Annotated in this window: 24 protein-coding genes; 12 read left to right on the top strand and 12 right to left on the bottom strand. The window is 60.5% G+C overall.

Annotated features, from left to right (window positions below; translation table 11 throughout):
* The first annotated feature begins 63 nt into the window (after window positions 1-63).
* Window positions 64-1,302 (top strand): TIGR03862 family flavoprotein, encoded by a 1,239-nt coding sequence (locus tag HX881_RS08815; RefSeq protein WP_177083994.1) that lies wholly within the window; start codon window positions 64-66, stop codon window positions 1,300-1,302.
* 180 nt (window positions 1,303-1,482) lie between these two features.
* On the opposite strand, the gene rhlE1 is transcribed toward HX881_RS08815, so the two are convergent.
* Window positions 1,483-2,823 carry an RNA helicase RhlE1 gene (gene rhlE1, locus HX881_RS08810; protein WP_177083992.1) on the bottom strand — a complete coding sequence of 447 codons (1,341 nt, stop codon included), beginning with the start codon at window positions 2,821-2,823 and terminating at the stop codon, window positions 1,483-1,485.
* Window positions 2,824-2,880: 57 nt separating this feature from the next.
* On the bottom strand, window positions 2,881-3,771 hold the full coding sequence (gene yedA, locus HX881_RS08805) for a drug/metabolite exporter YedA (protein WP_177083990.1): 891 nt from the start codon (window positions 3,769-3,771) through the stop codon (window positions 2,881-2,883).
* A 158-nt stretch (window positions 3,772-3,929) separates the two neighbouring features.
* Between yedA and HX881_RS08800 the strand changes: the two genes are divergently transcribed.
* Window positions 3,930-4,403: an Lrp/AsnC family transcriptional regulator gene (locus HX881_RS08800; protein WP_177083988.1), complete on the top strand. Its 474-nt coding sequence runs from the start codon at window positions 3,930-3,932 to the stop codon at window positions 4,401-4,403.
* A 183-nt stretch (window positions 4,404-4,586) separates the two neighbouring features.
* On the opposite strand, the gene HX881_RS08795 is transcribed toward HX881_RS08800, so the two are convergent.
* The 3 genes from HX881_RS08795 to HX881_RS32745 all read right to left on the bottom strand — a co-directional run bounded on the left by HX881_RS08795 (window position 4,587) and on the right by HX881_RS32745 (window position 5,666).
* Entirely contained in the window at window positions 4,587-4,877 is a 291-nt protein-coding gene (locus HX881_RS08795; protein WP_177083986.1) for a type II toxin-antitoxin system RelE family toxin, read from the bottom strand.
* Complete coding sequence (locus HX881_RS08790; RefSeq protein WP_177084557.1) at window positions 4,867-5,154, bottom strand: type II toxin-antitoxin system Phd/YefM family antitoxin; 288 nt, start codon at window positions 5,152-5,154, stop codon at window positions 4,867-4,869. The genes HX881_RS08795 and HX881_RS08790 overlap by 11 nt, the downstream gene beginning before the upstream one ends.
* 149 nt (window positions 5,155-5,303) lie before the next feature.
* Window positions 5,304-5,666, bottom strand: a complete 363-nt coding sequence (locus HX881_RS32745) for a BRO-N domain-containing protein (RefSeq protein WP_244861918.1) — start codon at window positions 5,664-5,666, stop codon at window positions 5,304-5,306.
* Here HX881_RS32745 and HX881_RS32740 point away from each other — a divergent pair.
* Entirely contained in the window at window positions 5,571-5,795 is a 225-nt protein-coding gene (locus HX881_RS32740; RefSeq protein ID WP_017123387.1) for a hypothetical protein, read from the top strand. The two genes, HX881_RS32745 and HX881_RS32740, sit on opposite strands and share 96 nt — an antisense overlap.
* 480 nt (window positions 5,796-6,275) lie before the next feature.
* Here HX881_RS32740 and HX881_RS08780 read toward each other — a convergent pair whose 3' ends face one another.
* The 3 genes from HX881_RS08780 to HX881_RS08770 form a co-directional block, all read right to left on the bottom strand.
* Window positions 6,276-6,887: a 3'-5' exonuclease gene (locus HX881_RS08780; protein WP_177083982.1), complete on the bottom strand. Its 612-nt coding sequence runs from the start codon at window positions 6,885-6,887 to the stop codon at window positions 6,276-6,278.
* A 128-nt stretch (window positions 6,888-7,015) separates the two neighbouring features.
* Window positions 7,016-7,495, bottom strand: a complete 480-nt coding sequence (locus HX881_RS08775; RefSeq protein WP_017123385.1) for a LabA-like NYN domain-containing protein — start codon at window positions 7,493-7,495, stop codon at window positions 7,016-7,018.
* Between the two features lie 153 nt (window positions 7,496-7,648).
* The gene (locus HX881_RS08770) at window positions 7,649-8,404 is read right to left on the bottom strand and encodes a DUF2076 domain-containing protein (RefSeq protein ID WP_177083980.1); all 756 of its coding nucleotides are present in this window, start codon (window positions 8,402-8,404) and stop codon (window positions 7,649-7,651) included.
* A gap of 180 nt (window positions 8,405-8,584) precedes the next feature.
* Between HX881_RS08770 and HX881_RS08765 the strand changes: the two genes are divergently transcribed.
* Together HX881_RS08765 and HX881_RS08760 are read left to right on the top strand one after the other, a co-directional pair.
* Window positions 8,585-9,247 (top strand): YciC family protein, encoded by a 663-nt coding sequence (locus tag HX881_RS08765; protein WP_177083978.1) that lies wholly within the window; start codon window positions 8,585-8,587, stop codon window positions 9,245-9,247.
* Between the two features lie 87 nt (window positions 9,248-9,334).
* Window positions 9,335-10,417 carry an endonuclease/exonuclease/phosphatase family protein gene (locus HX881_RS08760; protein ID WP_042934208.1) on the top strand — a complete coding sequence of 361 codons (1,083 nt, stop codon included), beginning with the start codon at window positions 9,335-9,337 and terminating at the stop codon, window positions 10,415-10,417.
* 153 nt (window positions 10,418-10,570) lie between these two features.
* On the opposite strand, the gene hrpB is transcribed toward HX881_RS08760, so the two are convergent.
* Complete coding sequence (gene hrpB / locus HX881_RS08755; protein WP_177083976.1) at window positions 10,571-13,102, bottom strand: ATP-dependent helicase HrpB; 2,532 nt, start codon at window positions 13,100-13,102, stop codon at window positions 10,571-10,573.
* A 109-nt stretch (window positions 13,103-13,211) separates the two neighbouring features.
* Between hrpB and HX881_RS08750 the strand changes: the two genes are divergently transcribed.
* Window positions 13,212-13,631, top strand: coding sequence for a hypothetical protein (locus HX881_RS08750; RefSeq protein ID WP_017123380.1), 420 nt, complete (start codon window positions 13,212-13,214; stop codon window positions 13,629-13,631).
* Between the two features lie 60 nt (window positions 13,632-13,691).
* Window positions 13,692-14,582: a cation diffusion facilitator family transporter gene (locus HX881_RS08745; RefSeq protein ID WP_017123379.1), complete on the top strand. Its 891-nt coding sequence runs from the start codon at window positions 13,692-13,694 to the stop codon at window positions 14,580-14,582.
* On the opposite strand, the gene HX881_RS08740 is transcribed toward HX881_RS08745, so the two are convergent.
* Window positions 14,583-15,725 (bottom strand): DUF6515 family protein, encoded by a 1,143-nt coding sequence (locus tag HX881_RS08740; RefSeq protein WP_177083974.1) that lies wholly within the window; start codon window positions 15,723-15,725, stop codon window positions 14,583-14,585.
* Window positions 15,726-16,152: 427 nt separating this feature from the next.
* Here HX881_RS08740 and HX881_RS08735 point away from each other — a divergent pair, with 427 nt between their 5' ends.
* Together HX881_RS08735 and HX881_RS08730 are read left to right on the top strand one after the other, a co-directional pair.
* Window positions 16,153-16,632, top strand: a complete 480-nt coding sequence (locus tag HX881_RS08735) for an Lrp/AsnC family transcriptional regulator (protein ID WP_042934386.1) — start codon at window positions 16,153-16,155, stop codon at window positions 16,630-16,632.
* 100 nt (window positions 16,633-16,732) lie between these two features.
* A complete protein-coding gene (locus HX881_RS08730; RefSeq protein ID WP_017123375.1) occupies window positions 16,733-16,942 on the top strand; it encodes a DUF2788 domain-containing protein in 210 nt (69 codons plus the stop codon).
* Here the strand turns inward: HX881_RS08730 and HX881_RS08725 are convergent.
* Entirely contained in the window at window positions 16,937-17,569 is a 633-nt protein-coding gene (locus HX881_RS08725; protein WP_244861786.1) for a pseudouridine synthase, read from the bottom strand. The two genes, HX881_RS08730 and HX881_RS08725, sit on opposite strands and share 6 nt — an antisense overlap.
* A 194-nt stretch (window positions 17,570-17,763) precedes the next feature.
* Window positions 17,764-19,236, bottom strand: a complete 1,473-nt coding sequence (amn, locus tag HX881_RS08720) for an AMP nucleosidase (RefSeq protein WP_167331609.1) — start codon at window positions 19,234-19,236, stop codon at window positions 17,764-17,766.
* Between the two features lie 559 nt (window positions 19,237-19,795).
* Here amn and HX881_RS08715 point away from each other — a divergent pair.
* The 3 genes from HX881_RS08715 to HX881_RS08705 are packed head-to-tail and all read left to right on the top strand — an operon-like array spanning window position 19,796 to window position 22,873.
* Window positions 19,796-20,854, top strand: a complete 1,059-nt coding sequence (locus HX881_RS08715; protein WP_177083972.1) for a hypothetical protein — start codon at window positions 19,796-19,798, stop codon at window positions 20,852-20,854.
* A gap of 40 nt (window positions 20,855-20,894) precedes the next feature.
* The gene (locus HX881_RS08710) at window positions 20,895-22,043 is read left to right on the top strand and encodes a hypothetical protein (protein ID WP_246356479.1); all 1,149 of its coding nucleotides are present in this window, start codon (window positions 20,895-20,897) and stop codon (window positions 22,041-22,043) included.
* Window positions 22,040-22,873 carry an inositol monophosphatase family protein gene (locus HX881_RS08705; protein WP_177083970.1) on the top strand — a complete coding sequence of 278 codons (834 nt, stop codon included), beginning with the start codon at window positions 22,040-22,042 and terminating at the stop codon, window positions 22,871-22,873. The genes HX881_RS08710 and HX881_RS08705 overlap by 4 nt, the downstream gene beginning before the upstream one ends.
* Window positions 22,874-22,882 lie beyond the last annotated feature (9 nt).

Genomic DNA, 22,882 nt, shown 5'->3' with positions numbered 1-22,882 from the left:
GGCAAGCCCACTCCCACAAGAAAACGTAGAATGCCCGCCTATCACGCCACTTCGCAGCCCGCCATGACCCGTACAGCCTCCTCCCCCTCTCCCCGCGTCGCCATTATCGGTGGCGGCCCCGCCGGCCTGATGGCCGCTGAAGTCCTGAGCCAGGCGGGCGTCCGGGTCGACCTCTACGACGGCATGCCGTCGGTGGGACGCAAGTTCCTGCTGGCCGGCGTCGGCGGCATGAACATCACTCATTCCGAGCCCTACCCGGCGTTTCTCTCGCGGTATGCCGAGCGCGCCCCGCAGATCGCCCCGATGCTGCGGGCCTTTGGCGCCGACGAGCTGTGCGAGTGGATTCACGGCCTGGGGATAACTACGTTTGTCGGCAGTTCCGGCCGGGTCTTTCCCAGCGACATGAAGGCCGCCCCGCTGCTGCGCGCCTGGCTCAAGCGCCTGCGCGATGCCGGGGTAGTTATCCACACCCGCCATCGCTGGACGGGCTGGCAGGATGGCAAGCTGGTTATCCACAGCCCGGACGGTGAAACCATGGTCCAGGCCGACGCCACCCTGCTGGCCCTGGGCGGTGGCAGTTGGGCGCGCCTGGGCTCCGATGGCGCCTGGTTGCCGTTGCTGGCACAACAAGGCGTGTCCGTCGCCCCGCTGCAGCCGAGCAATTGTGGATTTGAAGTCGAGGCCTGGAGCGAGCTGCTGCGCGACAAATTTGCCGGAGCCCCGCTGAAAAACGTCGCCATCGGCCTGCAACATAGCGTGCCACGCCTGGGCGAATGCGTGATCACCGCCAGCGGCATCGAGGGCAGCCTGATCTACGCCTTGTCCGCGCCGATTCGCGAGCAGATCAACCAGAGCGGCTCGGCGATCATCGAAATCGACCTGCTGCCGGGCAAGACCCAGGGACAGATCCAGGCCGCCCTGTCGAAACCGCGGGGTTCACGCTCCATGGCCAAGCACCTGCACAGCCAGGTCGGCATCGACGGGGTCAAGGCGGCGTTGCTGCGTGAGCTGACGGATGCCGCCTGCTTCGCCGACGCCGCTCGACTGGCCGCTGCGATCAAGGCCCTGCCGCTGAAACTGGTCGCCACCCGCCCGCTGGATGAAGCCATCAGCAGCGCCGGCGGCGTTCCTTTCGAAGCCATGGACGAACAGTTGATGCTCAAGGCGTTGCCGGGCGTGTTCTGTGCCGGCGAGATGCTGGATTGGGAAGCGCCGACCGGCGGCTACCTGCTGACCGCCTGCTTTGCCAGCGGACGGGTGGCGGGGAAAGGGATGCTGGAGTGGTTGCGGCGGCAGGCCTGAAGTAGCGGCCATTCACCGATCGTTCCCATGCTCCACGTGGGAATGCAGCTCGTGACGCTCCGCGTCACAGATTCGCAGCGGACGCAGAGCGTCCGGGGAGGCATTCCCACGCGGAGCGTGGGAACGATCAACCTTCAGATCACAATCGCCGGCAAGCCGGCTCCCACAAGGGGGCTCGCCTCAAGGCTTGCGTTTACGCGGCCCGGTGTTGAATACCGGCACCTTGCGCACCGGCTTGACCGGTGGCGCCACGTCTTCCGGTTTCTCGCCGCTGTCCACCCACTTGCCCAGGTTGCGCTTGCCACCACCACCGGCAGCCTTGGGCTTTTTCGGTTTCTTCGGCTTCTTGACCACCTGCCCGGACGCATCGGTTTCCGGCACACGGTGCTCAGGCTCGAAATCCTGTTCTTCACGGCGGCTCAGCGTCTGGCGCGTCAGGGTCTCGATGGCCGACAGCAGGTTCACCTCATCGGCACACACCAGGGAAATCGCCTCACCGGTGGCACCGGCCCGGCCGGTACGACCGATACGGTGAATGTAGTCCTCGGCGACGATCGGCAGATCGAAGTTGACCACCAGCGGCAGGTCTTCGATATCCAGGCCACGGGCCGCGACATCGGTGGCCACGAGGATCTGGATCTCGCTGGCCTTGAAGCGGTCCAGCGCCCGTTGACGGGTTGCCTGGGGCTTGTCGCCATGGATACCGTCGGCGTTCACACTCAGGCCCTGGAGTTTTTCCACCAACTGGTCGACACCGTTGCGGGTCTTGGCGAACACCAGCACCTGCTTCCACTTGTGCTTGCGCAACAGGTGCACGAAGAGTTCCGGCTTGCGCTTCTTGTCGACCGTCACCACCCACTGCTTGACGGTGTTGGCCGCCACGTTGCGGGGGCTGACTTCGATACTCAGCGGATCGTTGAGCATCTGCCCGGCCAGCAGGCGGATCGCATCGGAGAACGTCGCGGAGAACAACAGGGTCTGGCGTTTTTTCGGCAGGGCCTTGTAGATATTGCCCAGCTCTTCCTGGAAACCGAGGTCGAGCATACGGTCGGCTTCGTCGAGCACCAGGGTCTGCAACTGGTTGAACTTGAGCGCGTTCTGGCGGAACAGGTCGAGCAGGCGCCCCGGCGTGGCCACCAGCAGGTCGACGCCCTTGCGCAGCTTCATCATCTGCGGGTTGATGCTGACCCCGCCATACACCGCATAGGTACTCAGCGGCAGGTGCTCGGCGTACTGGCGCACGCTTTCATGCACCTGCTCGGCCAGTTCGCGGGTCGGGACCAGGATCAGCGAGCGGACCGAGTTGGCGGCGACCTTCGGTCCTTCCATGGTCAGCAACTGCAACAGCGGCAGGGCGAAACCGGCGGTCTTGCCGGTGCCGGTCTGGGCCGCGGCCATCAGGTCGCGGCCGGCCAGCACGGCGGGAATGGCCTGGGCCTGGACCGGCGTCGGCGTCTTGTAGCCGAGGGTGTCCAGGGCCCGGGTCAGGGGTTCGATCAGGCCGAGAGTAGCGAATGTCATGCAGGTACCATAGGGAAAGTGTCAGCGCAGTGAAGCAATGCGCGGCAGTTTACCCTGTCAGGCCTCTTTCGGCTTGCGCCACTGCGGCAAACCGATCAGCACCACGGCGCTGATGATCACGCCCATGGCGATGCACTCGTGCCAGCCGATGTGTTCGTCGGCGAACAGGATGCCCAGCAACACCGCCACGGCCGGGTTGACGTAGGCATAGCTGGTGGCCGCCGCCGGGCGCACATGCTTCAACAGGTACATGTAGGCGTTGAAGGCGATGATGGAGCCGAAGACGATCAGGTAGAGCAGCGCGAGCCAGCCTTCGGTCGAGGGCATCTGGGTCATGCGCTCGCCCCTGACCAAGCTGGCCAGCAGCAGGACCACGCCACCCACCAGCATTTCCGCCGCACTGGCCATGCCGCCGGGGGGCAGCGGCAGATGCTTGCTCCACACCGAACCGAAGGCCCAGGTCGCCGCGGCCAGCAACAACAGGACAGCGCCAAACGGACTGCTTTGCAGGTTGGAGCCCATGTTCAGCAGGGCGATGCCGATCAGGCCCAGCACAATCCCCGCCCATTCCAGGCCGGTATTGCGCGCGCCCCAGAAATAGCCGCAGAGCAGGGTGAACAGCGGCACCGTGGCCACCGTCAGCGCGGCGACACCGGAAGCCACGCCTGTGTGTTCGGCCAGGGTCACCGCGCCGTTGCCAAAACTGAGCAGCAGCACGCCGATGGCACCCGCGGCTTTCCATTGCCGCCAGGTCGGCGCCGGCACGCCGCGCCAGCGCTGATAGGCGTACAGCAGACTGCCGGCGATCACGAAGCGAATGCCGCCCATCATCAGCGGCGGCCAGGACTCCACGCCGATACGAATGCCCAGGTAGGTCGAACCCCAGATGAAATACAACGCGAAGAAGGCACCGATCAGCGGTAACGGAAAACGGCGTGGGGCAGGCATGGACGGCTCAGGGCAGGACAAGGGAGCGTTATTCTAGAAAGGCCATCGACAAATAATAAGTTACAAAACCGCGTTATCAGGCCGGTACACTTTCTAAAACATGGATATCACGGGTATAAACCGTGCTTTCGAAAGCTCGCGATCCAGAGGTCTTGTAGATGGACAAGTACGACCGTTTGATCCTCGGTGCCCTGCTGGAAAACGGCCGCGCCTCCTTCGCCGAACTGGCGCGCAAGGTCAACCTTTCCGCCCCGGCGGTGGCCGAGCGGGTGGCCAAGCTGGAGAGCAGCGGTGTGATCACCGGCTACCAGGCCAAGGTGGACATGGCCAAGATCGGCCTGCCGATCCAGTGCGTGATCGAGTTGCGGCTCAACCAGCACGGCAGGCAACAGGTCTATGACGACCTGGCGCAGATCCCGCAGATCACCGAATGCCATCGGGTGACCGGCGATCCCTGCGTGATCATGCAGGCGGCGGTGGGCTCGATGGGAGAGCTGGAAGAATTGATCAACCGGATTGCCCAGTTCGGTTTCAGCAAGACCTCGATCGTGCTGTCGAGCGCCGTCGAGCCACGGGTGCCGTTGGGGCATCTGGACACGAATGGCAAGGTGAAGAGCCTGCATTGCGTCTGAACGTGCGTGTTTGCCGGTTTTGGGGGCGCTTCGCACCCCCTCGCGAGCAAGCTTGCTCCTACAGGACCGCGTCGTGCACGGGCCGGGGACAAGCACAAGTTGATCGTTCCCACGCTCTGCGTGGGCATGCAGCCCGTGACGCTCTGCGTCACAAGACGCGCAGATGAAGCAATATCGTAAAAGTCAGGTACGCTTCCTGGCCTGTTCATACACGGCGCTACGCTCTCGCTTGCCTATCGCCAGCACGACAACAACAATTCGCTCGTCCTCGACACGATAGACGAGTCGATATCCTGACCCGCGCAGCTTGATCTTGTAGCAATCCTTGAGACCGTGAAGCGCATCACCTGAAACACGCGGCGCATGTCGACGCTCTTCAAGCTTGCGTAGCAATTGCACTCGAAGAACCGCATCGAGATTGCGCAGTTCCTTCAGGGCCTTTGGGTCCCATTCAATACTGTATTCAGCGCCCATGTTCGATATCGGCCTGGGCTTCGGCAATCAAGTCGTCCAGAGAAACACGTACAGGGGGTTCATTGGCTTCGATGCGTTCTCTGGCCAACTGCGCGAGTTCCAGATCGTCCAGACGCTCCATCATCATCTCGAATACGTCAGCAGGCACCATATAGCCCATTACGCGATTATGGTTCAGTACCGCCACGGGTTCGCCTCCTGCTTCACTCAATACGGCAGAGGGGTTTTTCTTGAGCTCGGAGACGCTCACGACCCTGTTGCTCAAAACACTTTGCATAATAAAGACTCCTGAATAGGTCTTTATTTTGGTCTTATTTTCGCTACCAAGCAACGCAACAACTTGGCCGTCGGTCGCCTGAAGAAACATTCTGAACAGGTCACCGAAGATCGCTCCCACGCTCTGCATGGGAACGATCAGCCAATCACTTACCAGACACTGCCACAACCGCTGACGGGCACCACCTGCGGCATATCACGCAGGCGGATCCAGGGCTCCTTGCGCCAATGCAGCAGGCTCAGCGCACCACCGTTCCATTCCAGCAAGCCCAGGCTCGGGGCCTGGGTCAGGGCCAGTTGTGGCTGGTCGCGCAGCATGGGTAATACCTGGTGCGTCAGCCACTGGCGCAGATGCCGGTTCTCCGGCAGGTAGTGATAGACCAGCATGGCGTAGACACCCGACTCGCTGAGCATCAGGTGTTCTTCTGCTCCGCCATTCCCCTGCAAGCTCAGCAGTCGACGCTGATCCGAATCAAGCTTGATCGCTTTGCGCTCATGCCACTCGATGCCCATCAGGTGCCCGATATCACGGGCGCAGAACCAGGCTTCGTCATGCAGGAGCAAGGCGCGGAGTTTGCGGTGGTGACGAGTAAATATTTGCGGTTCGAAAGCAACGTTAACGGCAAGACCAAGCTGCTCTGACACGTCATAAGCACTACCGTTATCAAGAAGGTTTTGTATGGTTTCAGCGAGACTTTCGAGAATGACTTTTCCCATTTTGGAATACTCCGAGAGATTCAAGGAGCTGCCATATAAAGCCTTCCTACGGACTTGGGTGGCAGCCGTACGCGGGGTAGGAACCGAGCTCTCTCGGACACTCGGCCACGAATCAACGTGCCCGCGCACGGCCACCATAAGGGGCACGCTGGCTAAAAAACCAGCGAGTATGGTGGATGCTCAGTATCGAAAGAGTCAATTGCAAGGGTTCCTACGCCCTGTCACCGATTTGGCGATGACCGGAAAAGGCTAGCGTTGCCAGCTCATCCCGGAAAGACAGCACGGATCGCCACAGGAAGTACGACATTTCCTAAAAAATGCGGGACAAAAGCGCTACTTGAGAGGTAGCTCCGGCCAGCCAGGGAGCCTGAAGCAGAGCACAGTCTTGTGGCGGGCGGGCTTGCCTCAGGCCCCCCGATACCGCCTCAAATGCTCCCCCACCTTCGCCGCCGGTGCTTTCTGCAATTTGCACAGCAGGTCGTGAGACAGCTCGCGCAGCCCGTGCTTTTCGCGCAGCTCGCCGGCCAGGTGCGCCAGCAGGTTCGCGGCCATCTCGGCGTCGGCCATGGCCCGGTGCGCCTGGCCGGTATGCGGCAGCCGCGCGTAGGCGGTCAGGGTGCCCAGCTTGTGGTTCGGCGCCGCCGGCATCAGGCGTCGCGCCAGCAACAGCGAGCAGGCGAAATTCTGCAGGCGCGTGCGCTTGATGCGACCCATCTCGAAGTCCCAGAACTTCTGGTCGAACGCGGCGTTGTGGGCCAGCAGCGGCGTGATGCCGACGAATTCGTTGACCTCGTTCATCACCCGCTCCGCCGAGGGCGCCGTGCGCAACATGGCGTTGCTGATGCCGGTCAGTTGTTCGATAAAGGCCGGCACCCGCACTCCGGCATTCATCAGGCTCTGGTAACGGTCGACGATGCGCCCCTCTTCCAGGATGACCACGGCGATTTCCGTCGCCCGGCAGGCACTGCTCGGCGAGATCCCGGTGGTTTCAAAGTCGATGACGGCAATACGTTCCAAAATCCAACCCTTTCAAATAGTCCGTTGATCGCTCCCCCGGCGCGACAGGGAATACGCGTTGCTTCAGAAATGGACGCGGAGCGTCCAGGACTGCGTTACCACGCGGAGCGTGGGAACGATCAGGTCCATCAGTTTTTCAACAACAGTGCACCTTCGATGGGCACGTAGCGGCTCGCCGCGCGGATCAGCGAGTTGGCAGTCAACCCCGGCACACCATAGGCCACCGCCTCGACCCCATGCTTGCCGATGATGCGCTCGAGCAGCAGGTCGAAATCGCCATCACCGGACGCCAGCACCACCTCGTCGACGTTCGGCGCGGCATCCATGATATCGATGGTGATCCCCACGTCCCAGTCACCCTTGGCCGAACCGTCGCTGCGCTGGATGTACGGCTTGAGTTTCACCGTGAAACCCAGGTTGCGCAGGATCTGCTGGAACTGCTGCTGCTTGCTGTCGCCACGGTCGATCGCATAGGCATAGGCTTCGACGATCTGCCCGCGCTGGCTGATATCAGCCCACAGGGCGGCGTAGTTGAAGTGACAACCGTAAGCCTGGCGCACGGTGTAATAGAGGTTCTGAACGTCGGCGAACACTGCGATTTTCTTCACCGTGAATCCTCATGGCGCAGACGCGCACTGGCGGGGGTGACGGACACTCGAAAGCGAGTAGACGCGCAGTATGCCAGCCCGAGGCAAGATTCAGCGAACAATCAGCCATGCAAACGCAGTCCGGAGCGCCAAGGCGCCCCGGACTGGAGAAGATCAGACGTAGGAATCGTCGTCAGAGAAAGAAGAGGAACTGTCGTCGCTGTAGTCGCTGTCGAGGAAGCCGCCCTGGTCGTTGTTGCCCCAGGAGTCGTTGTTGGCCATGCGCTGGTCATCGCCCCAACCGCCGCCGTTGTTGTTGCTCATCGGGCTCGGCTCGATGATTTCCTCGATGATCTGCGGCTGCTGCTGGTTGTGATGGAACAGGCTGCTGATACCTTCGGCCAGCATCACGCCACCGGCAACGCCGGCCGCGGTTTTCAGCGCGCCACCGAGGAAACCGCTGCCGATAGGGGCAGCCGGGGCCGCCTGTTGCGGGGCGTAGGCGGGCTGCGGGTTGTAGTTCTGCTGTGGCGGGGCATTGAATGCCGGGCGCGCCGGCTCACGCCAGCCGCCACCGGAGTTGCCGGGAGCCGGAGCCGGTGCCGGATCGCGACTGCCACCGCCAAAGATGCTCGACAGGAAACCACCGCTGCTCGGCGCCGGCGCGGCGCTCTGGGCGCGAGCCTGTTGCAGGTCGGCCTGGGCCTGCTGCAATTGGGCCTGGAGTTGCTTGTTCTGCTCGTCGAGACTCTTGATCGCGTGCTCTTGCACCAGGATCGACTGAGTCATGTAGTACGCCGCAGCCGGTTGGCGCGCCAGATGCTCCTTGATCCGCGCCTCGGCCAGGGCGTCACGCGGGGCTGAATCCTTTTCGGCTTGTTGCAACCGTGAAAACAGTCCATCGATCAGGGTTTGCTCTTCGCTGTTCATGGCGACCTCATCAGATTGCCGGGTAGAAATCGGTCGCCCTGGCCGATACGGCCCGGGCGTACATCAGTTATGGGGCTGTTACAGGAAGTTTCAATGATCCTTACGTAACGTTTACATTTGAGTGTCGGCCCGCCTCATCGGTTAAAGTGTCGCTTTGCTTTGACCTTCGATAGCGAGCCCATGAACCCGCTCACCATATTGCGCGACTCCCTGTATTTCTTCCGGCGCAACCTGGGCCAGATCGCCCGCCTCTGCCTGCCGCTGGTGATCTTCGAGGCCGTCCTCCAGCAACTGCTGGACAACGCCATCGGCCCCGATGCCTCGCCCGCCTACGACCTGCTGGCCGGACTGCTGGTGTACCCGCTGTACACCGCGGCGCTGATCCTGTTTCTCGATGCCCGGACCCGCGGCGAAACCCCGCTCAATCGCGACCTGCTGGCCATGTCCCTGCGCCTGTGGCCGCGCATGGCGCTGCTGTCGGCGGTGAATACCGTGGCCATCGTGCTCGGGCTGTCGTTGTACTTCATTCCCGGCATCTGGCTGACCGTGGTGCTGGCCTTTGCCGAATACCAGCTGGTATTGCGCGGCCGGGAACCGCTACGGGCGATGAAGGAGAGTTTCAACCTCAGCCGCGGGCATTTCTGGCGGACCTTCACCTGCATCCTCTGTGTCATGGGACCGCTGTGGCTGCTCAAGGGCCTGAGCGCCAGTGCCTATCCCGAGCCACAGAATCCGCTGCTGACACTGGTCATCGACAGCGCCCACAGCTTCCTGCAACTGTTCACCAGCGTCGTACTCTTCCGGCTGTACATGCTGATCAGCGAAAAATCTGACAGGGGCTAACGGGACAATCCCTCACAATAGAGGGTTAGGCGGTGACAAGGCGGTCGGTTATGCTCCCTCCATATTGCAACGTCATAAGCCGAGCCCATGACCCGTCTATTACGTTACACGCTCTTGAGCATGGCCCTGGTCGCCGGCCTGCTGGGCCTTTTCATCTACACCCTGAGCTGGCATCCCGACAGCAAGGAAACGCTGCCGGTCAGTTGTACCGCCCAGGCGCCCGTTCTGGTCGCCGGCCAGGCCCTCAAGGTGATGACCTGGAACATCCAGTACCTGGCGGGCAAGCGCTATGTGTTCTGGTACGACATGGCCGACGGCAGCGGCAAGGACGAGCGCCCGACCAGCGAAGACATGGCCTTCAGCCTCGACGAAGTGTCGCGGGTCATCCGCGACGAGCAACCGGATATCGTGCTGCTGCAGGAGGTCGATGAGAACGCCAAGGCCAGCGCCTACCAGGACCAGCTCAAGCTGCTCCAGGAGCGTGTCGCCGACCTGTACCCGTGCAGCTCGCAAGCCTTCGACTGGAAGGCCGACTTCGTGCCCGACTGGCATATCTTCGGCAGCGTCGGGCGCAAGCTGGCGACCCTGAGCCGCTACCAGATCGAGCATGCCGAGCGCCTGCAACTGCCCCTGGCCCCGGCCAACCTGATCCAGCGCCAGTTCCAGCACCGCCAGGCACTGCTGCTCAATTACCTGCCGCTGAGCGATGGCGGGCAACTGGCGGTGATCAACACCCAGCTGGCGCCCTTTGCCCAAAACGACACCCAGTTGCGCCAGGTGCAGGCGACCACCCGCCTGCTGGATAAACTCGAAGGCCAGGGCACGCCATGGCTGATCGGTGGCGATTTCAACCTGCTACCCCTGGGCCAGTACCTGCGCCTGCCACCAAGGCTGCGCGGCGGCTACTCGGCGGACAGCGAGCTGCATGTCCTGTGGGACAAGTACCCGATGATCCCGAGCAACAGCGAAGCCAGCGGCATCGACCGCGAGCAATGGCTGACCCATTACCCCAACGATCCCGGGGTCAGTGGCCCGGACCGCACCCTGGACTACTTCTTCTACAGCGCCAAGATGAGGCGGGTCGAGGCGCAGGTCCGCCAGGACGACACCCTGAAGATCTCCGACCACCTGCCGGTGATTGCGCGCTTCCTGCTGCCGCCAGCGCGATAAACACCCCCGGGGCGCTGCGAGTGCAGGCCTGTGTGGACGGGAGTTTGTGCGGACTGCCTTGTGGGAGCGGGCTTGCCCGCGAAGAACGATAACGCGCAGCCCCTGAAACACCGCGCCGCCTCATTCGCGGGCAAGCCCGCTCCCACACGACCCTTACTTGCGCGGCTTGATCCGCGCCGTCGCCTCCGCCACCAGCGGGTCGTCCGGCCAGTAGTGCTTGGGGTAACGGCCCTTGAGGTCCTTCTTCACTTCGGCGTAGGTGCTGCGCCAGAAGTTCGCCAGGTCCTGGGTCACCTGCACCGGGCGCCGTGCCGGTGACAACAGATGCAGCTTCACCACCTGGCGGCCGCCGGCCACCCGCGGCGTCTCGGCCAGCCCGAACAACTCTTGCAGGCGCACCGCCAGGATCGGCGGCTGTTCGCTGTAGTCCAGGCGGATCGACGACCCCGACGGCACGCTCAGATGATGCGGCGCCAGCTCGTCGAGACGCTGGGGCAACGGCCAGGGCAACAGGTTGTGGACGATATTGGCCAGCTCCAGGTTGGCGAAATGGCTGAGCCGCGAAACCCGGCCCAGGTACGGCAGCAGCCAGTGTTCCAGGGTCGCCAGCAACGCCTTGTCGCTGACATCCGGCCATTCGCTCTGGCCCTTGTCCGCCAGGTCCAGCTGGCGCAACAACGCCACCCGCGCCTGCCATTGGCGCAGTTCCGGCGTCCAGGGCAGCAGTTCCAGGCCCTTGCGCCGCACCAGGTTGACCAGCGCCTGGCTGCGCGCCGCCTCATCCAGGCCGGTCAGGGGTTCGCGACTGAGGACCAGTTCGCCGACCTTGCGCTGGCGTTCGGCCCGCAATACGCCCTCGCGCTCGTCCCAATCCAGTTGATCGACGTTGCTCACCTGTTCGGCCAGCACCGTGTCGAACAGGGCCGGATCGAATTCCGCGGCCAGGTAGATCCGCTCTTCGCGCTGGCCCTGGCGACTGCCCAGGTCGGCGATCACCAGCCAGGGCTGTTTCATCAGGCTGTCGGTTTCGCTGAACAGCGCCGCACGGCCGTTGGCCAGGCGATACTCGGCGCCACCCGCCCGGCGTTGCTGGGCGACCCGGTCCGGATAGGCCAGTGCCAGCAGCGCGCCCAACCAGCGTGGATGCTCGGGATCGGCCACCGGCTCGCTGGCCTTGCCACGCAGATAGCCACGGTATTGTCGCGCCAGCTGCCGGGCGCGCTGCACGCCGCCCTGGCCGCCACGCGCCACCCGCTCCTCGCCGGCCAGCAAGGCCAGACGGGTGTGCAAGTCGGCGCCGCCACCGCGCTGGATATCCCGTTCGCCCAGCAGCGCGGCGACATCGCAGGCCATGTGCGCCAGGCCCAGCGCCTGCCCGCGCAGCAGCAGGTGGGCGATACGCGGGTGGGCCGGCAGTTCGGCCATGGCCTGCCCGTGGCGGGTGAGGGTCCAGTCTTCGCCCGGCTTGGCCGTCAACGCCCCGAGGCGCTGGAGCAGGTCCTGGGCCTGGGCGTACGCAGCGGCCGGTGGTATATCCAGCCAGACCAGTTGGGTCGGGGTCACGCCCCAGCGCGCCAGTTGCAAGGCCAGTCCGGCGAGGTCGGCCTGGAGGATCTCGGCACTGCCGTAGGCCGCCAGTTGCTCGTGCTGGGCCTCGGACCACAGCCGATAACACACACCGGGCTCGAGGCGCCCGGCCCGGCCGGCACGCTGGGTGGCACTGGCGCGGGAAATCCGCTGGGTGTCGAGGCGGGTCATGCCGCTGCCCGGATCGAAACGCGGCACCCGCGCCAGCCCCGCGTCGATCACCACCCGCACGCCATCGATGGTCAGGCTGGTCTCGGCGATATTGGTCGCCAGCACCACCTTGCGTTTGCCCACCGGAGCCGGCTCGATGGCGGCACGCTGGGCCGACAGGTCCAACTCGCCATGCAACGGGCACAAGAGGATATCCGCGCGCCCGCCCAGGGATTCTTCCAGTTGCTGGTGGACGCGACGAATCTCCGCCTGCCCGGGGAGGAACACCAGCAGGCTGCCACTCTCATCATCGATCGCTTCGAGTACCGTCTGCACCACCCGTGGCTCGATGAATTCGCCGGGCTGGAAGGCCCGCCCCCAGCGGGTCGTCACCGGGAACATGCGGCCCTCGCTGCGCACCACCGGCGCTTCGTCCAGCAGGCTGGCCAGGCGTTCGCCTTCCAGGGTCGCGGACATCAGCAGGATCTTCAGCGGCTGCTCATCGCGAAACATTTCGCGACCATTGAGGCTCAGGGCCAGCGCCAGGTCGGCATCCAGGCTGCGCTCATGAAATTCATCGAAGATCAGCAGCCCGACGCCCTCCAGCGCTGGATCGTCCTGCAACCGGCGGGTGAGAATACCTTCGGTGACCACTTCGATCCGCGTGTTCGGACCGACCTTGCTGTCCAGGCGGATGCGATAGCCGACGGTTTCACCGACCTTTTCCCCCAACTCGCTGGCCAGCCGCTCGGCCGCCGCGCGGGCCGCCAGGCGACGTGGCTCGAGCATCAGGATGGTCTGCCCGGCCAGCCATGGCTCGTGCAACAGGGCCAGCGGCACCCGGGTGGTCTTGCCCGCGCCGGGCGGGGCTTCGAGCACGGTTTCGTGGCGTTCGCCCAGGGCCTGGCGCAATGCAGGCAAAACTTCATCAATCGGCAAGGAAATCATGGTGGCTCCAAAACTGACTGCCGAGTATAACGGCGAACTGCACGGCATTAATCAGGGTCTCAAGCGTTGACCCTTGTATAGTTTCGGCTTTCCTCCAGGAGATCTTTGCATGCGTATTCCTTCACGCGTTATCGGTGGTGTGCTGGTCGCCACCTTGCTGACCCAGTTGACCGCCTGTGGCTCGATTTTCTTCCCGGATCGCCGCGGCCAGATCGAAGGCAAGATCGACCCGCTGGTGGCCGGGCTCGACGCCATCGGTATCCTGTTCTATGTACTGCCCGGCCTGATCGCCTTCGGCATCGACTTCGCCACCGGCGCCATCTACCTGCCTGGCGGCACCACCGCGCAGATCGCCCCGCAGAAACTCCACGAAGCCATCGGCGCCGACGGCCAGGTCGACAACACCAAGCTGCAGGCCATCATCCAGGCCGAGCTGGGCCAGACCCTGCCGCTCAACGACCCCCGCCTGATCCAGCACAAGGGCAGCCTGCAACAGCTGGCCATGTACGGTCTGCGGCCGTCCGCCTGAGCCCTGCCCCCCCCTGATGCCTGACCGCCCCGATACCCGAGAAGAAGGATCGCCTCACCCATGAGCAGCAGCCCGGAACACGCACGCCTGTTACGCCTGGCCACCCGGGCCTCGGTGTCGGTCGCCTGTATCCTGATCGTGACCAAGGCCATCGCCTGGTGGTTGAGCGGCTCGGTGAGCATGCTCGCCGGATTGACCGACTCGCTGCTCGATGGCGTGACGTCATTCCTCAACCTGCTGGCGGTGCACTATGCCCTGCGCCCGGCGGACGACGACCACCGTTACGGCCACGGCAAGGCCGAGTCGCTGTCGGGCATGGCCCAGGCGCTGTTCATTGCCGGTAGTGCGGTGTTGATCGCGGTGCAGGCGGTGGAGCGGATCAAGCATCCGGAACCGGTGGGCGCGCCGTGGATCAGCATCGGTGTGATCGTGCTGTCACTGGCGCTCACCGCCGCCCTGCTGGTGCTGCAGCACCGGGTCATTCGCGAAACCGGTTCCACCGCCGTGCGCGCCGACTCGCTGCACTACCGTTCGGACATGATGCTCAACGGCAGCATCCTGCTGGCCCTGGTCCTGGCCAGCTTCGGCTTCGCCCAGGTCGACGCCTGGTTCGGCCTGGGGATCTCGGTCTATATCCTGTGGAGCGCGATCCAGATCGGCCGCGAAAGCTTTGCCGTGCTGATGGATGAAGAGCTGTCACCGCAGATCAGCCAGCACATGCTCGAACTCGCCAAGGGCGTGCCGGGGGTGCTCGGTGCCCATGACTTGCGCACGCGGGTTTCCGGCAACCACTGGTTCGTGCAGTTGCACCTGGAATTGCCGGGAGAGTTGACCTTGTCGGTGGCCCACGGCCTCAGCGACCAGGCGGCCGACGCGATCCATGCCGCCTACCCGAAGGCAGAGGTGCTGGTGCACGCCGACCCCAGGGAAGTGGTGAAACGCCGCGACTGATCAGTAATTGACCTGGTAGCCGCGACTGCTCAGGCAGTTGCCCTGGGCCTGGCGGTAGGTCTGCACCACCGCCGGATCCGGTGCATAGGTGACATTGGCCGGATCGAAACCGCTTTGCTGTACGGCCCAGCGATAACAGTCCTCGCCGTCCTGCTGCACCTGCTGCGGGCTCTGGCCGTTGGCCGGATACGCCACCACGTCATAACCATTGCCCGACGGCGCGGGAGCCACCTGCGGCGCGGCGGTGGGTGGATCGACGACCACGTAGTCCTGGGTGTCTTCCTGATAGAGGTAGTAGGCGCCCGCCGCGAGGAAAAACAGCGAACTGCCGACCCAGACTTCCCGCGCGTAATCGGGCAGGTAGCTGACCCGGATCCCCCGCGGCGGCGCGACCACGACATAGCGCGGCCCCTGCGGGCGGTACCAGTAGCCGCCGGAGAAGAAGTAGTCCTGGCCACGGTACGGCACACGCCAGTTGCGGTCGGGGAAGCGGTCGACCACATAACCCGGACGATATTGCGGCCCCGGGCCCCAGCCATTGCCATGACCGGACGGACGCCCGGCCCAGCGATGATCGTTGGGATGATCGAAGCTACCGCCGGGGCGGCCGTTGTTGTTGCCCGGCTGCCACCCCGGATTGGGGTTATAGCCATTGCGCCGGGGAATGTCCGAGTAGTTGCCGCGCAGCGGTTCCTGGGTCTGGCGCACGGTGTCGGGCCGGCCCTGGATCGGCAGGTTGTTCTGCGGCGGTGGTGGTGCCGGGCGCGCCTGCTGGTTCGGGTCGTTCTGTGGCGGGCGGGCCTGCCACTGGCCGCCGGGGTTTTGTTCGTGGCGTTCGAAACGCGGGTTGTTTTCCGGACGAACCTGATTCACCTCCGGTCGCACCTGTGGCTGCGGGCGAACTTCCGGCGCTTGCGGCCGTGGTTGCGGAGCCTGTGGACGTGGCTGATTGTTTTCCGGCCGTGGCTGATTGTTCGCCGGACGTCCCTCGTTACCGCCAGGTCGTCCTTCGGGGCCCCGCTGGCCGCCGTTGGGATGTGGATGTTGCTGATTATCGTCACCCCGGTCTTCAGCCAGCGCTTGCGCACCGACACTCATACAGAGCAAGCCAACACCTGCCAAACGCCAGATGCGCGATTTCATGCGGTTCCTCACTGCGGTTCAGGGCATACCCATAAGACTGGGAAAGCGGATTCCGGTTCTGCAACACTTTATCAGTCGCGCAACTTATTTCGCGCAATAAAAAAGGGAGGCCCGTCGGCCTCCCTTTGGAGAATTTCGTCCGTGCTCGGCGCTTTTGACGCCGGCTCACCTCACACCGTCTTCTGGACCGTGTGCAGCCCGGGGGCCGGGGCAACCCTGTAGGATTGTCGGCCGCGGCGCGCCTGATTCGGCGGGCCGCTGTGGACTCTATGTCCGGGCAGTGATTCTGTTGCAGTGATTCTGGTGATAAGAATAGGCCTGACGCGACGACAGAGGATTGCGAACATTGCTTAGATAAACATGACTTGCGCAATAATTCGCTTCAGATAGATAATTCAGCGCAATAGTTATGAGAAAGGCCTGAATGATGAGCAAACTCGACCGATACGACCTGAGCATTCTGGCGGAATTGCAGCGCGATGCCCGCATCTCCAACCAGGAACTGGCCGAACGCATCGGTCTGTCGCCATCGCCGTGCTCGCGACGGGTCAAGCAACTGGAAGACGACGGCTACATCTCGCGCCAGGTCGCCCTGCTCGACCGCAAGATGCTCGGCCTGAGCCTGACCGCCTATGTGCTGATCGGCATGGACCGGCATACGCCGGAACGCTTCGAGAACTTCGAAGCGGCGATCCGCACCCTGCCCCAGGTCCTGGAGTGCAGCCTGGTGACGGGAATGGATGCCGACTACCAGTTGAAAGTCGTGGTGCCGGACATGGACCACTACCAGAAGCTGCTGCTGGGGCACCTGACCCGTATCGAAGGCGTGACCAGCGTGCGCTCCAGCTTTGTGCTGAACCAGGTGCTCAACAGCACCGAACTGCCATTGACCCACCTGCGCAACTGAAGCACGGGGCCTGAGTCAAACCGACGCAGGTCAATGTCCCCGGGTTCCCCCTGGCGTATAATCGGCCGGCTTTTTACCCCGCTCGCGCTGGAGAGATTCGATGGATCCTGCCGTTTTCGAAGAGTGGATGATGACCGGCCTGGTCAGCATCCTGATCATTTTCATGGGCTTCATCGTCTGGGACCTGGCGAAAAAATCCAAGGCCGGGCGCTTCGGCACCTTTATCCTGTTCTTCGTGCTGGGCCTGGGTATCGCCGCGTTCGTGATCAAGAGCGTGGTGATCGGCTTGATCGAGTCCGGTTCCCTATAAACTCGCCGGGACTTCCTTCCACTGGCCCTGATCGAGTCCTTCGAGGGTCCAGTCTCCAATACGCACCCGCACCAGGCGCAAGGTCGGCAAACCGACCGCCGCCGTCATCCGCCGCACCTGACGGTTACGACCTTCACGAATGATCAGTTCCAGCCAACTGGTGGGAATGCTCTGGCGAAAGCGCACGGGCGGGTTGCGCGGCCACAGTTCCGGCGTTTCCAGTGCCCGGGCCTGGGCCGGCAGGGTCATGCCGTCGTTAAGCTCGACGCCCTTGCACAAGCGCTCGATCTGCTCCGCCGTCGGCACACCTTCGACCTGCACCCAGTAGGTTTTCGCCAGCTTGTGCTTCGGGTCGGCGATGCGTGCCTGAAGCTGGCCATCATTGGTCAGCAGCAGCAGGCCTTCACTGTCGCGGTCCAGGCGCCCGGCCGGGTAGACACCCGCCACGTCGATGAAATCCTTGAGGGTCGCGCGCCCCTCACCGTCGCTGAACTGGGTCAGCACATCGAAGGGTTTGTTGAACAGGATCAGCTTGGGTTCGACAGGCGGCGCCTTGGCGACCCGACGCGGCGCAACGGGGCTTTTCGCAGCCGAACGGCGTACGACGGGACGGGGTGGTCGGGACATGGCGACGGAGATATCTGCAGATCAGGAGCCGTCATGCTAGGGCGTACCGGCTTTTTTTTCCAGACGCGGTTCCGTGGGAGCCGGCTTGCCGGCGATGGCGTCCTGCGCAGCTCAGCAAAGCTTCAGGGCCTCATCGCTGGCAAGCCGGCTCCCACAGCAAGCGGATTTCACCCCACCGACGGGGTGAATCGCCCTTAACGGAACGGCGGCTCGTCAAAGCTGCGCAGCTTGCGCGAATGCAGCGAGTGCAGTTCGGTACGCAGCAGGTCCACCGCGGCGATGCCGATCTTCAGATGCTGGCTGACGGCACGCTCGTAGAACGCGTTCGCCGAGCCCGGCAGCTTGATTTCGCTGTGCAGCGGCTTGTCCGAGACACAAAGCAAGGTGCCATACGGCACGCGCAGGCGATAACCCTGGGCGGCGATGGTGCCGCTTTCCATATCCACGGCCACCGCGCGGGACAGGTTGATCAGCGGACGTTCCTGGGCCCAGCGCAGCTCCCAGTTGCGGTCGTCGTAGGTCAGCACGGTGCCGGTGCGCAGGCGCTTCTTGAGATCGTCGCCCTTCTCCCCGGTGACGTTGGCTGCGGCCTGTTGCAAGGCCATCTGCACTTCGGCCAGGGCGGGGATCGGGATATTCGGCGGTACCACCCGATCGAGAATCCCGTCACGCCGCATGTAGGCGTGGGCCAGCACATAGTCGCCGATGGTCTGGGATTGGCGCAGGCCCCCGCAGTGGCCGATCATCAGCCAGCAATGGGGGCGCAACACCGCCAGGTGGTCGGTGATGTTCTTCGCGTTGGACGGGCCGACGCCGATATTCACCAGGGTCACGCCATGACCATCGTTGGCCTGCAGGTGATAGGCCGGCATCTGGTAGCGATGCCAGACCACCGCGGCGGCAATGGCCTGGGCATCGGCGTAGTCCATGCCCTTGTCGATGATCACGTTGCCCGGCAAGACCATGCGCACGAAGCGCGGGTCGTCGCGCAGTTGCTCCAGGCCATGGAGGATGAACTGGTCGACATAACGATGGTAGTTGGTCAGCAGGATCCACGGCTGCACATGGCGCCAGTCGCTGCCGGTGTAGTGCACCAGGCGGCGCAGGGAGAAATCGACACGGGCGGCGTCGAACAGGGCCAGGGGCAATGGCGAGGTGTTTTCCCAATCATGCAGGCCGTCGGCGATGCCATCGGTGGCGGCGGACAGGTCGGTGCTCGGGAAGACCCGCGCCAGGGCCGCGGCGGTCACGCCGGAACCGGCCAGTTCATCGCCCTGCTCGACGACGTAGGGATAAGGGATGTTCTGTTCGCTGACGCCGACTTCCACCGTCACGGTGAAATCGCGCATCAGTGGCACCAGCTGTTCCAGCAGGTATTTACGAAACGCGGCCGGATGGGTGACGGTGACACTGTAGGTGCCCGGCAACTGGACCTTGGCGTAGGCGCGGGTGGTCGCCGGAACTTCGCCCTGGTAGGTGTAGGTCAGGCGCAGTTCGGGGTAGCGGAACAAGGCGCGCTGTTCGGCATCGGGCTCGACGCGGTCCTTGAGGTAACGCTTGAGCGCCTGGCTCAGGGCCGAGGTAGCACGCTCATGGAGTTCGGCCAGGCGGTCTACGGCCTGTTCGGGGGATTGCACGACAATAAAAGCTTCGGTCACGGAGAGCATCCTGTCTTCTGATGTTGCAGACCTTCATCTTGCCTGCAACATCGTCGGACGGAAACAGTGGCTTATCAGACCACAGCCTATGCCTGCGCACTGGGTCAAAGCACGACGCCCTACTGTCGGGTCTGGTAGCAGCATTTTCAGGGTGAAACGCCGTACCTCCAGGAGCCCCCTCCCCTTTCGACGCCGCGCTGTCGGGCACAGAACTAGACGAGAAACTACATCGGCCTTTAAAAATGCTTCAAGACCGATAATTTAGCGTGCTCTATAAGAACCGGCTTGCTAGCGAGCCGGCGCTTACTGTGCAGTATTGGGCCTGAACATCCTTGAAGTTCTCTTTCCATATTTCTTAAATCAAAAAATGCACAACACGTAGGAAAATCCCTTCAGAAACCAACGACAAATTCACTCCAACTTCAAAACTTACGCCTAATACATTAAGGAACCTTCTGAAATTTTGTAAAAATTTTGACAACACAATTATTCTGGAGCTAGCGTTAAACCACAACACGATGATCAACCAAACTTTCTAGTAGGTATTCGCACAAGGAAGCCTCAAACAATGAAAGCACTCATCAACACCTCAAAATCAAGCCTATCCGAAGACAGCGTTTCCATTTTAGATGGAAAGATATCTATCCCAAAAAAATATTTGCGAGACAAGGTTATCCTGGAAAGCACAAGCATCCTGGTCATTTCAGGCAGTCTCATTGAAGGCATTGGAACAATTCACTCCGACATCGATTGCATTGTTATATGCGAGAAAAGACCTAAAGCAAGTGACGTAGAACCCAACGAGCACGCGCTGGTTACCGACATCAATTATCGATACATAACCGGCAACGAGGGCGTTCACAACACAACGAATTTCTATGGTGATACCAGCATCCACATTGATGCGGATTACATAACATTCGCCGAACTTGACACTCTCATACTAAAAATCGAAAAAACCTACGAACAAGTCGCTCACGATCAACGTTTTCTATATGAGCCCGTACTATCAAATACCGAGAACAATGTGATTCACCGGTCGTTAACAGGACATGCATTAGAGAACGAGGAAATATTTCGCGAGTTAAAATCCAGAATCCCCATCGAGAAACATATTTATGTGGCACATCGAGAAAAACTCCCCGTATTTTACGCATTCCAGGACGTGCAAGGCTGCTGGCAGTCGGGGAATCTCTGGATGGGATGCGAAATTGCAAGAGACATGATGCTAAAGACGACAATGAGCTTCACCTACTTAACAGGAATAACAAACAAACACTACAAGTGGATTTATTCAAATATTTTTAGAATCGATGGTTTCAACGACATCAAGGAAAAATTCTATTCACTAGCCCGAAGAGGTGCTGTCACGGAGGAGGAATGCCGTAGGTACATCCAGGACACACTGGACTACATGGACCTGGTTTTTTTAGCCATCGAAAAATTGCTAGAAAAATCAGAACTATACCCCTCATCCCAAAATTCTCTTGCCGCATTGAATAAAGAATTCAATAGCCGAAAACAGACACAACACAAAATATCGAAATGCGAGTACCACTTCAGAAAAAAATACTTCGCGGCAAAAGACACGCCATCACTGACGACCCTTCTCAAAGAGTGGGACTAAAAACCGTTCCGGTAGCTAATTCATTTCCAACTGAGCGAGCATGCAAACGCCACCTCTATTATCCACCTATCTCTTAATTATTAATTTTGATGATTTTTATATTGCAAATCCTATCAAGGAGCAAAAGATGGGTCATGCTAGCTTTTCACCTTGCCTGCCTGATCAGCGCACGAATCTGATAACCATAATTAGCGAGCATCATGGCTGGAGAACATTGAGTGGAATCCAAACGAGTGACTATTATGCTTACCGCGATGCCATACGAGACGGATGCCACCTCCAACGAGCTTCTTTCGAACTTCGCCACCCCGAAGAGATGATTTGCGATCTAAGCAACCTCGACCCAATTTATAATGGCATGCATCGCGATGATATTGTAAAAATCTGGGAGCACCTGAATTTAAGCACTCGAAAAATAGAAGGACGAGGAGGAATAGGCAGAGTCGAAGGGAATGGTTTGTCACCTGAAATAGCCATTTCCGGCCCTTCCAAGTCGGCTCTTACAATTATAAAAAACTCACTAATCAGTGAAGCCTTTAGCCACGTTCAAAGCAGCTTCTTCCCTATCACTACAAAAAAGCCCAGTAGAGGCGTAGCCAAAAACAGGTTGCTCACAAATGCCGATTCAAACACCTTAGACTTTCACAACAGGCTCTGTATTTTTTACAGCCAATACGTATCTCATGAACAACTGGAAAGCAACAGCATATTCAACACAAGGTATATATACGAAGACCACGAAATCTGGCATCAAATTGAAAACCTATCAAAAAACAAACTTTTCCTGTTATCAGCAGGCCTGCCTCTGGCGCTAGGATACATGGCTGCAACGGGGGACCAGAACGTATTTTTCTTAGAAATACATCGACAAAACGACTCAAGCCTGCTCAATAAAAATATCGAGTTTCAAGATATATTCCCCACACCAACTTCATCCCGCGACCCATGGCTAATTATAGACAAGGCCTATACCGGCGGTAGTCTTAGGCAAGCAGCCAACACCATTAGAAAAAAATACGGATATTCAGTAGAAATAAAAATAGTAGCGCTATTTCCAAAATCATTTAGTGCGTTTATGGGTGCCGATTATGCAGTTTACGCCGGCAAGCTATTCGATGTCCGAGCATACACCTCACGGCTAGATAGAGATCTTTGGCACATGCAGCTTATAGTGGATCAAACCATATGAGACCTTTATTCAAATGTGAAAAAATCGCCGAATTAGAAAAAGGCCTGTATGAGGCCAGAAAAGAACTTCGTCGTTATTGGGCGGGAGTCTTATCCTGCTTGCCAGATACGAAAGAAAATCAGGACCTGGGTCATTCAATGACCCCTTATGATTTGGAGTGCCAACGTATCATCTTTGACTGCATCGCCGGTACAGGCTTGAACATCACAGCCTTTTCTGAAGACAACGAGTCAGCACTAAATTTCGGCAAAACTGGAGATTTTCACCTACTCATTGATCCTCTAGACGGCACACATAATGCAATCTTGGGCTTTCCAGCATTTACATCCAGCGTTGCACTCTACCATAACGATGCCTATGCATTTGGCTGGGTGTATGACATTTCAAGAGATTTAGTATATTCCGCCGCCTCAGGCGAAGGCGCTTACATTCAGTCGCCTATTATTTTAAAAAGACTGCACACTCGGAAAGTTAGTCGCATAGAGGATATGCGCATCGCCTTTCATCGTCCTCGAACAGGTAAAAAAAAGAGAAAAATAGAAAATCTTATGTGGGCATCCAACAAGATTAGAGTTTGTTCATGCTCATCACTGGAAATCTGCCTTATTGCGGCAGGAGCTCTTGATGCTTTTATTGATATAGACACGCCAGGGCATGAGCGCAGTTGTGATATTGCAGCAGCAGAGTTGATTTTGAGAGAGGCTGGCGGTTCGTTATTTTATGCGTCTGGAGCCCCGAGATTCGCCCTTCCTCCGTCAAGTGCTGCTATTTCAGACTATGGAACACTGATCGCTTTGTCATCCCATAAGCTTATACACATTATCACATAGGACTACTTG

This window comes from Pseudomonas gingeri, from assembly GCF_013386115.1.
GTDB lineage: Bacteria > Pseudomonadota > Gammaproteobacteria > Pseudomonadales > Pseudomonadaceae > Aquipseudomonas > Aquipseudomonas gingeri.
The sequence above is the reverse complement of the archived record's forward strand: the minus strand, read 5'-3'. Positions and strand labels throughout refer to the sequence as shown.

Bases quoted from the DNA above. Each gene is read 5' to 3' on its own strand.
- HX881_RS08815 (WP_177083994.1), top strand. From the start codon at position 64: ATGACCCGTACAGCCTCCTCCCCCTCTCCCCGCGTCGCCATTATCGGT.
- rhlE1 (WP_177083992.1), bottom strand. From the start codon at position 2,823: ATGACATTCGCTACTCTCGGCCTGATCGAACCCCTGACCCGGGCCCTG.
- yedA (WP_177083990.1), bottom strand. From the start codon at position 3,771: ATGCCTGCCCCACGCCGTTTTCCGTTACCGCTGATCGGTGCCTTCTTC.
- HX881_RS08800 (WP_177083988.1), top strand. From the start codon at position 3,930: ATGGACAAGTACGACCGTTTGATCCTCGGTGCCCTGCTGGAAAACGGC.
- HX881_RS08795 (WP_177083986.1), bottom strand. From the start codon at position 4,877: ATGGGCGCTGAATACAGTATTGAATGGGACCCAAAGGCCCTGAAGGAA.
- HX881_RS08790 (WP_177084557.1), bottom strand. From the start codon at position 5,154: ATGCAAAGTGTTTTGAGCAACAGGGTCGTGAGCGTCTCCGAGCTCAAG.
- HX881_RS32745 (WP_244861918.1), bottom strand. From the start codon at position 5,666: ATGGGCATCGAGTGGCATGAGCGCAAAGCGATCAAGCTTGATTCGGAT.
- HX881_RS08770 (WP_177083980.1), bottom strand. From the start codon at position 8,404: ATGAACAGCGAAGAGCAAACCCTGATCGATGGACTGTTTTCACGGTTG.
- HX881_RS08765 (WP_177083978.1), top strand. From the start codon at position 8,585: ATGAACCCGCTCACCATATTGCGCGACTCCCTGTATTTCTTCCGGCGC.
- HX881_RS08760 (WP_042934208.1), top strand. From the start codon at position 9,335: ATGACCCGTCTATTACGTTACACGCTCTTGAGCATGGCCCTGGTCGCC.
- hrpB (WP_177083976.1), bottom strand. From the start codon at position 13,102: ATGATTTCCTTGCCGATTGATGAAGTTTTGCCTGCATTGCGCCAGGCC.
- HX881_RS08750 (WP_017123380.1), top strand. From the start codon at position 13,212: ATGCGTATTCCTTCACGCGTTATCGGTGGTGTGCTGGTCGCCACCTTG.
- HX881_RS08745 (WP_017123379.1), top strand. From the start codon at position 13,692: ATGAGCAGCAGCCCGGAACACGCACGCCTGTTACGCCTGGCCACCCGG.
- HX881_RS08740 (WP_177083974.1), bottom strand. From the start codon at position 15,725: ATGAAATCGCGCATCTGGCGTTTGGCAGGTGTTGGCTTGCTCTGTATG.
- HX881_RS08735 (WP_042934386.1), top strand. From the start codon at position 16,153: ATGAGCAAACTCGACCGATACGACCTGAGCATTCTGGCGGAATTGCAG.
- HX881_RS08730 (WP_017123375.1), top strand. From the start codon at position 16,733: ATGGATCCTGCCGTTTTCGAAGAGTGGATGATGACCGGCCTGGTCAGC.
- HX881_RS08725 (WP_244861786.1), bottom strand. From the start codon at position 17,569: ATGTCCCGACCACCCCGTCCCGTCGTACGCCGTTCGGCTGCGAAAAGC.
- amn (WP_167331609.1), bottom strand. From the start codon at position 19,236: ATGCTCTCCGTGACCGAAGCTTTTATTGTCGTGCAATCCCCCGAACAG.
- HX881_RS08715 (WP_177083972.1), top strand. From the start codon at position 19,796: ATGAAAGCACTCATCAACACCTCAAAATCAAGCCTATCCGAAGACAGC.
- HX881_RS08710 (WP_246356479.1), top strand. From the start codon at position 20,895: ATGCAAACGCCACCTCTATTATCCACCTATCTCTTAATTATTAATTTT.
- HX881_RS08705 (WP_177083970.1), top strand. From the start codon at position 22,040: ATGAGACCTTTATTCAAATGTGAAAAAATCGCCGAATTAGAAAAAGGC.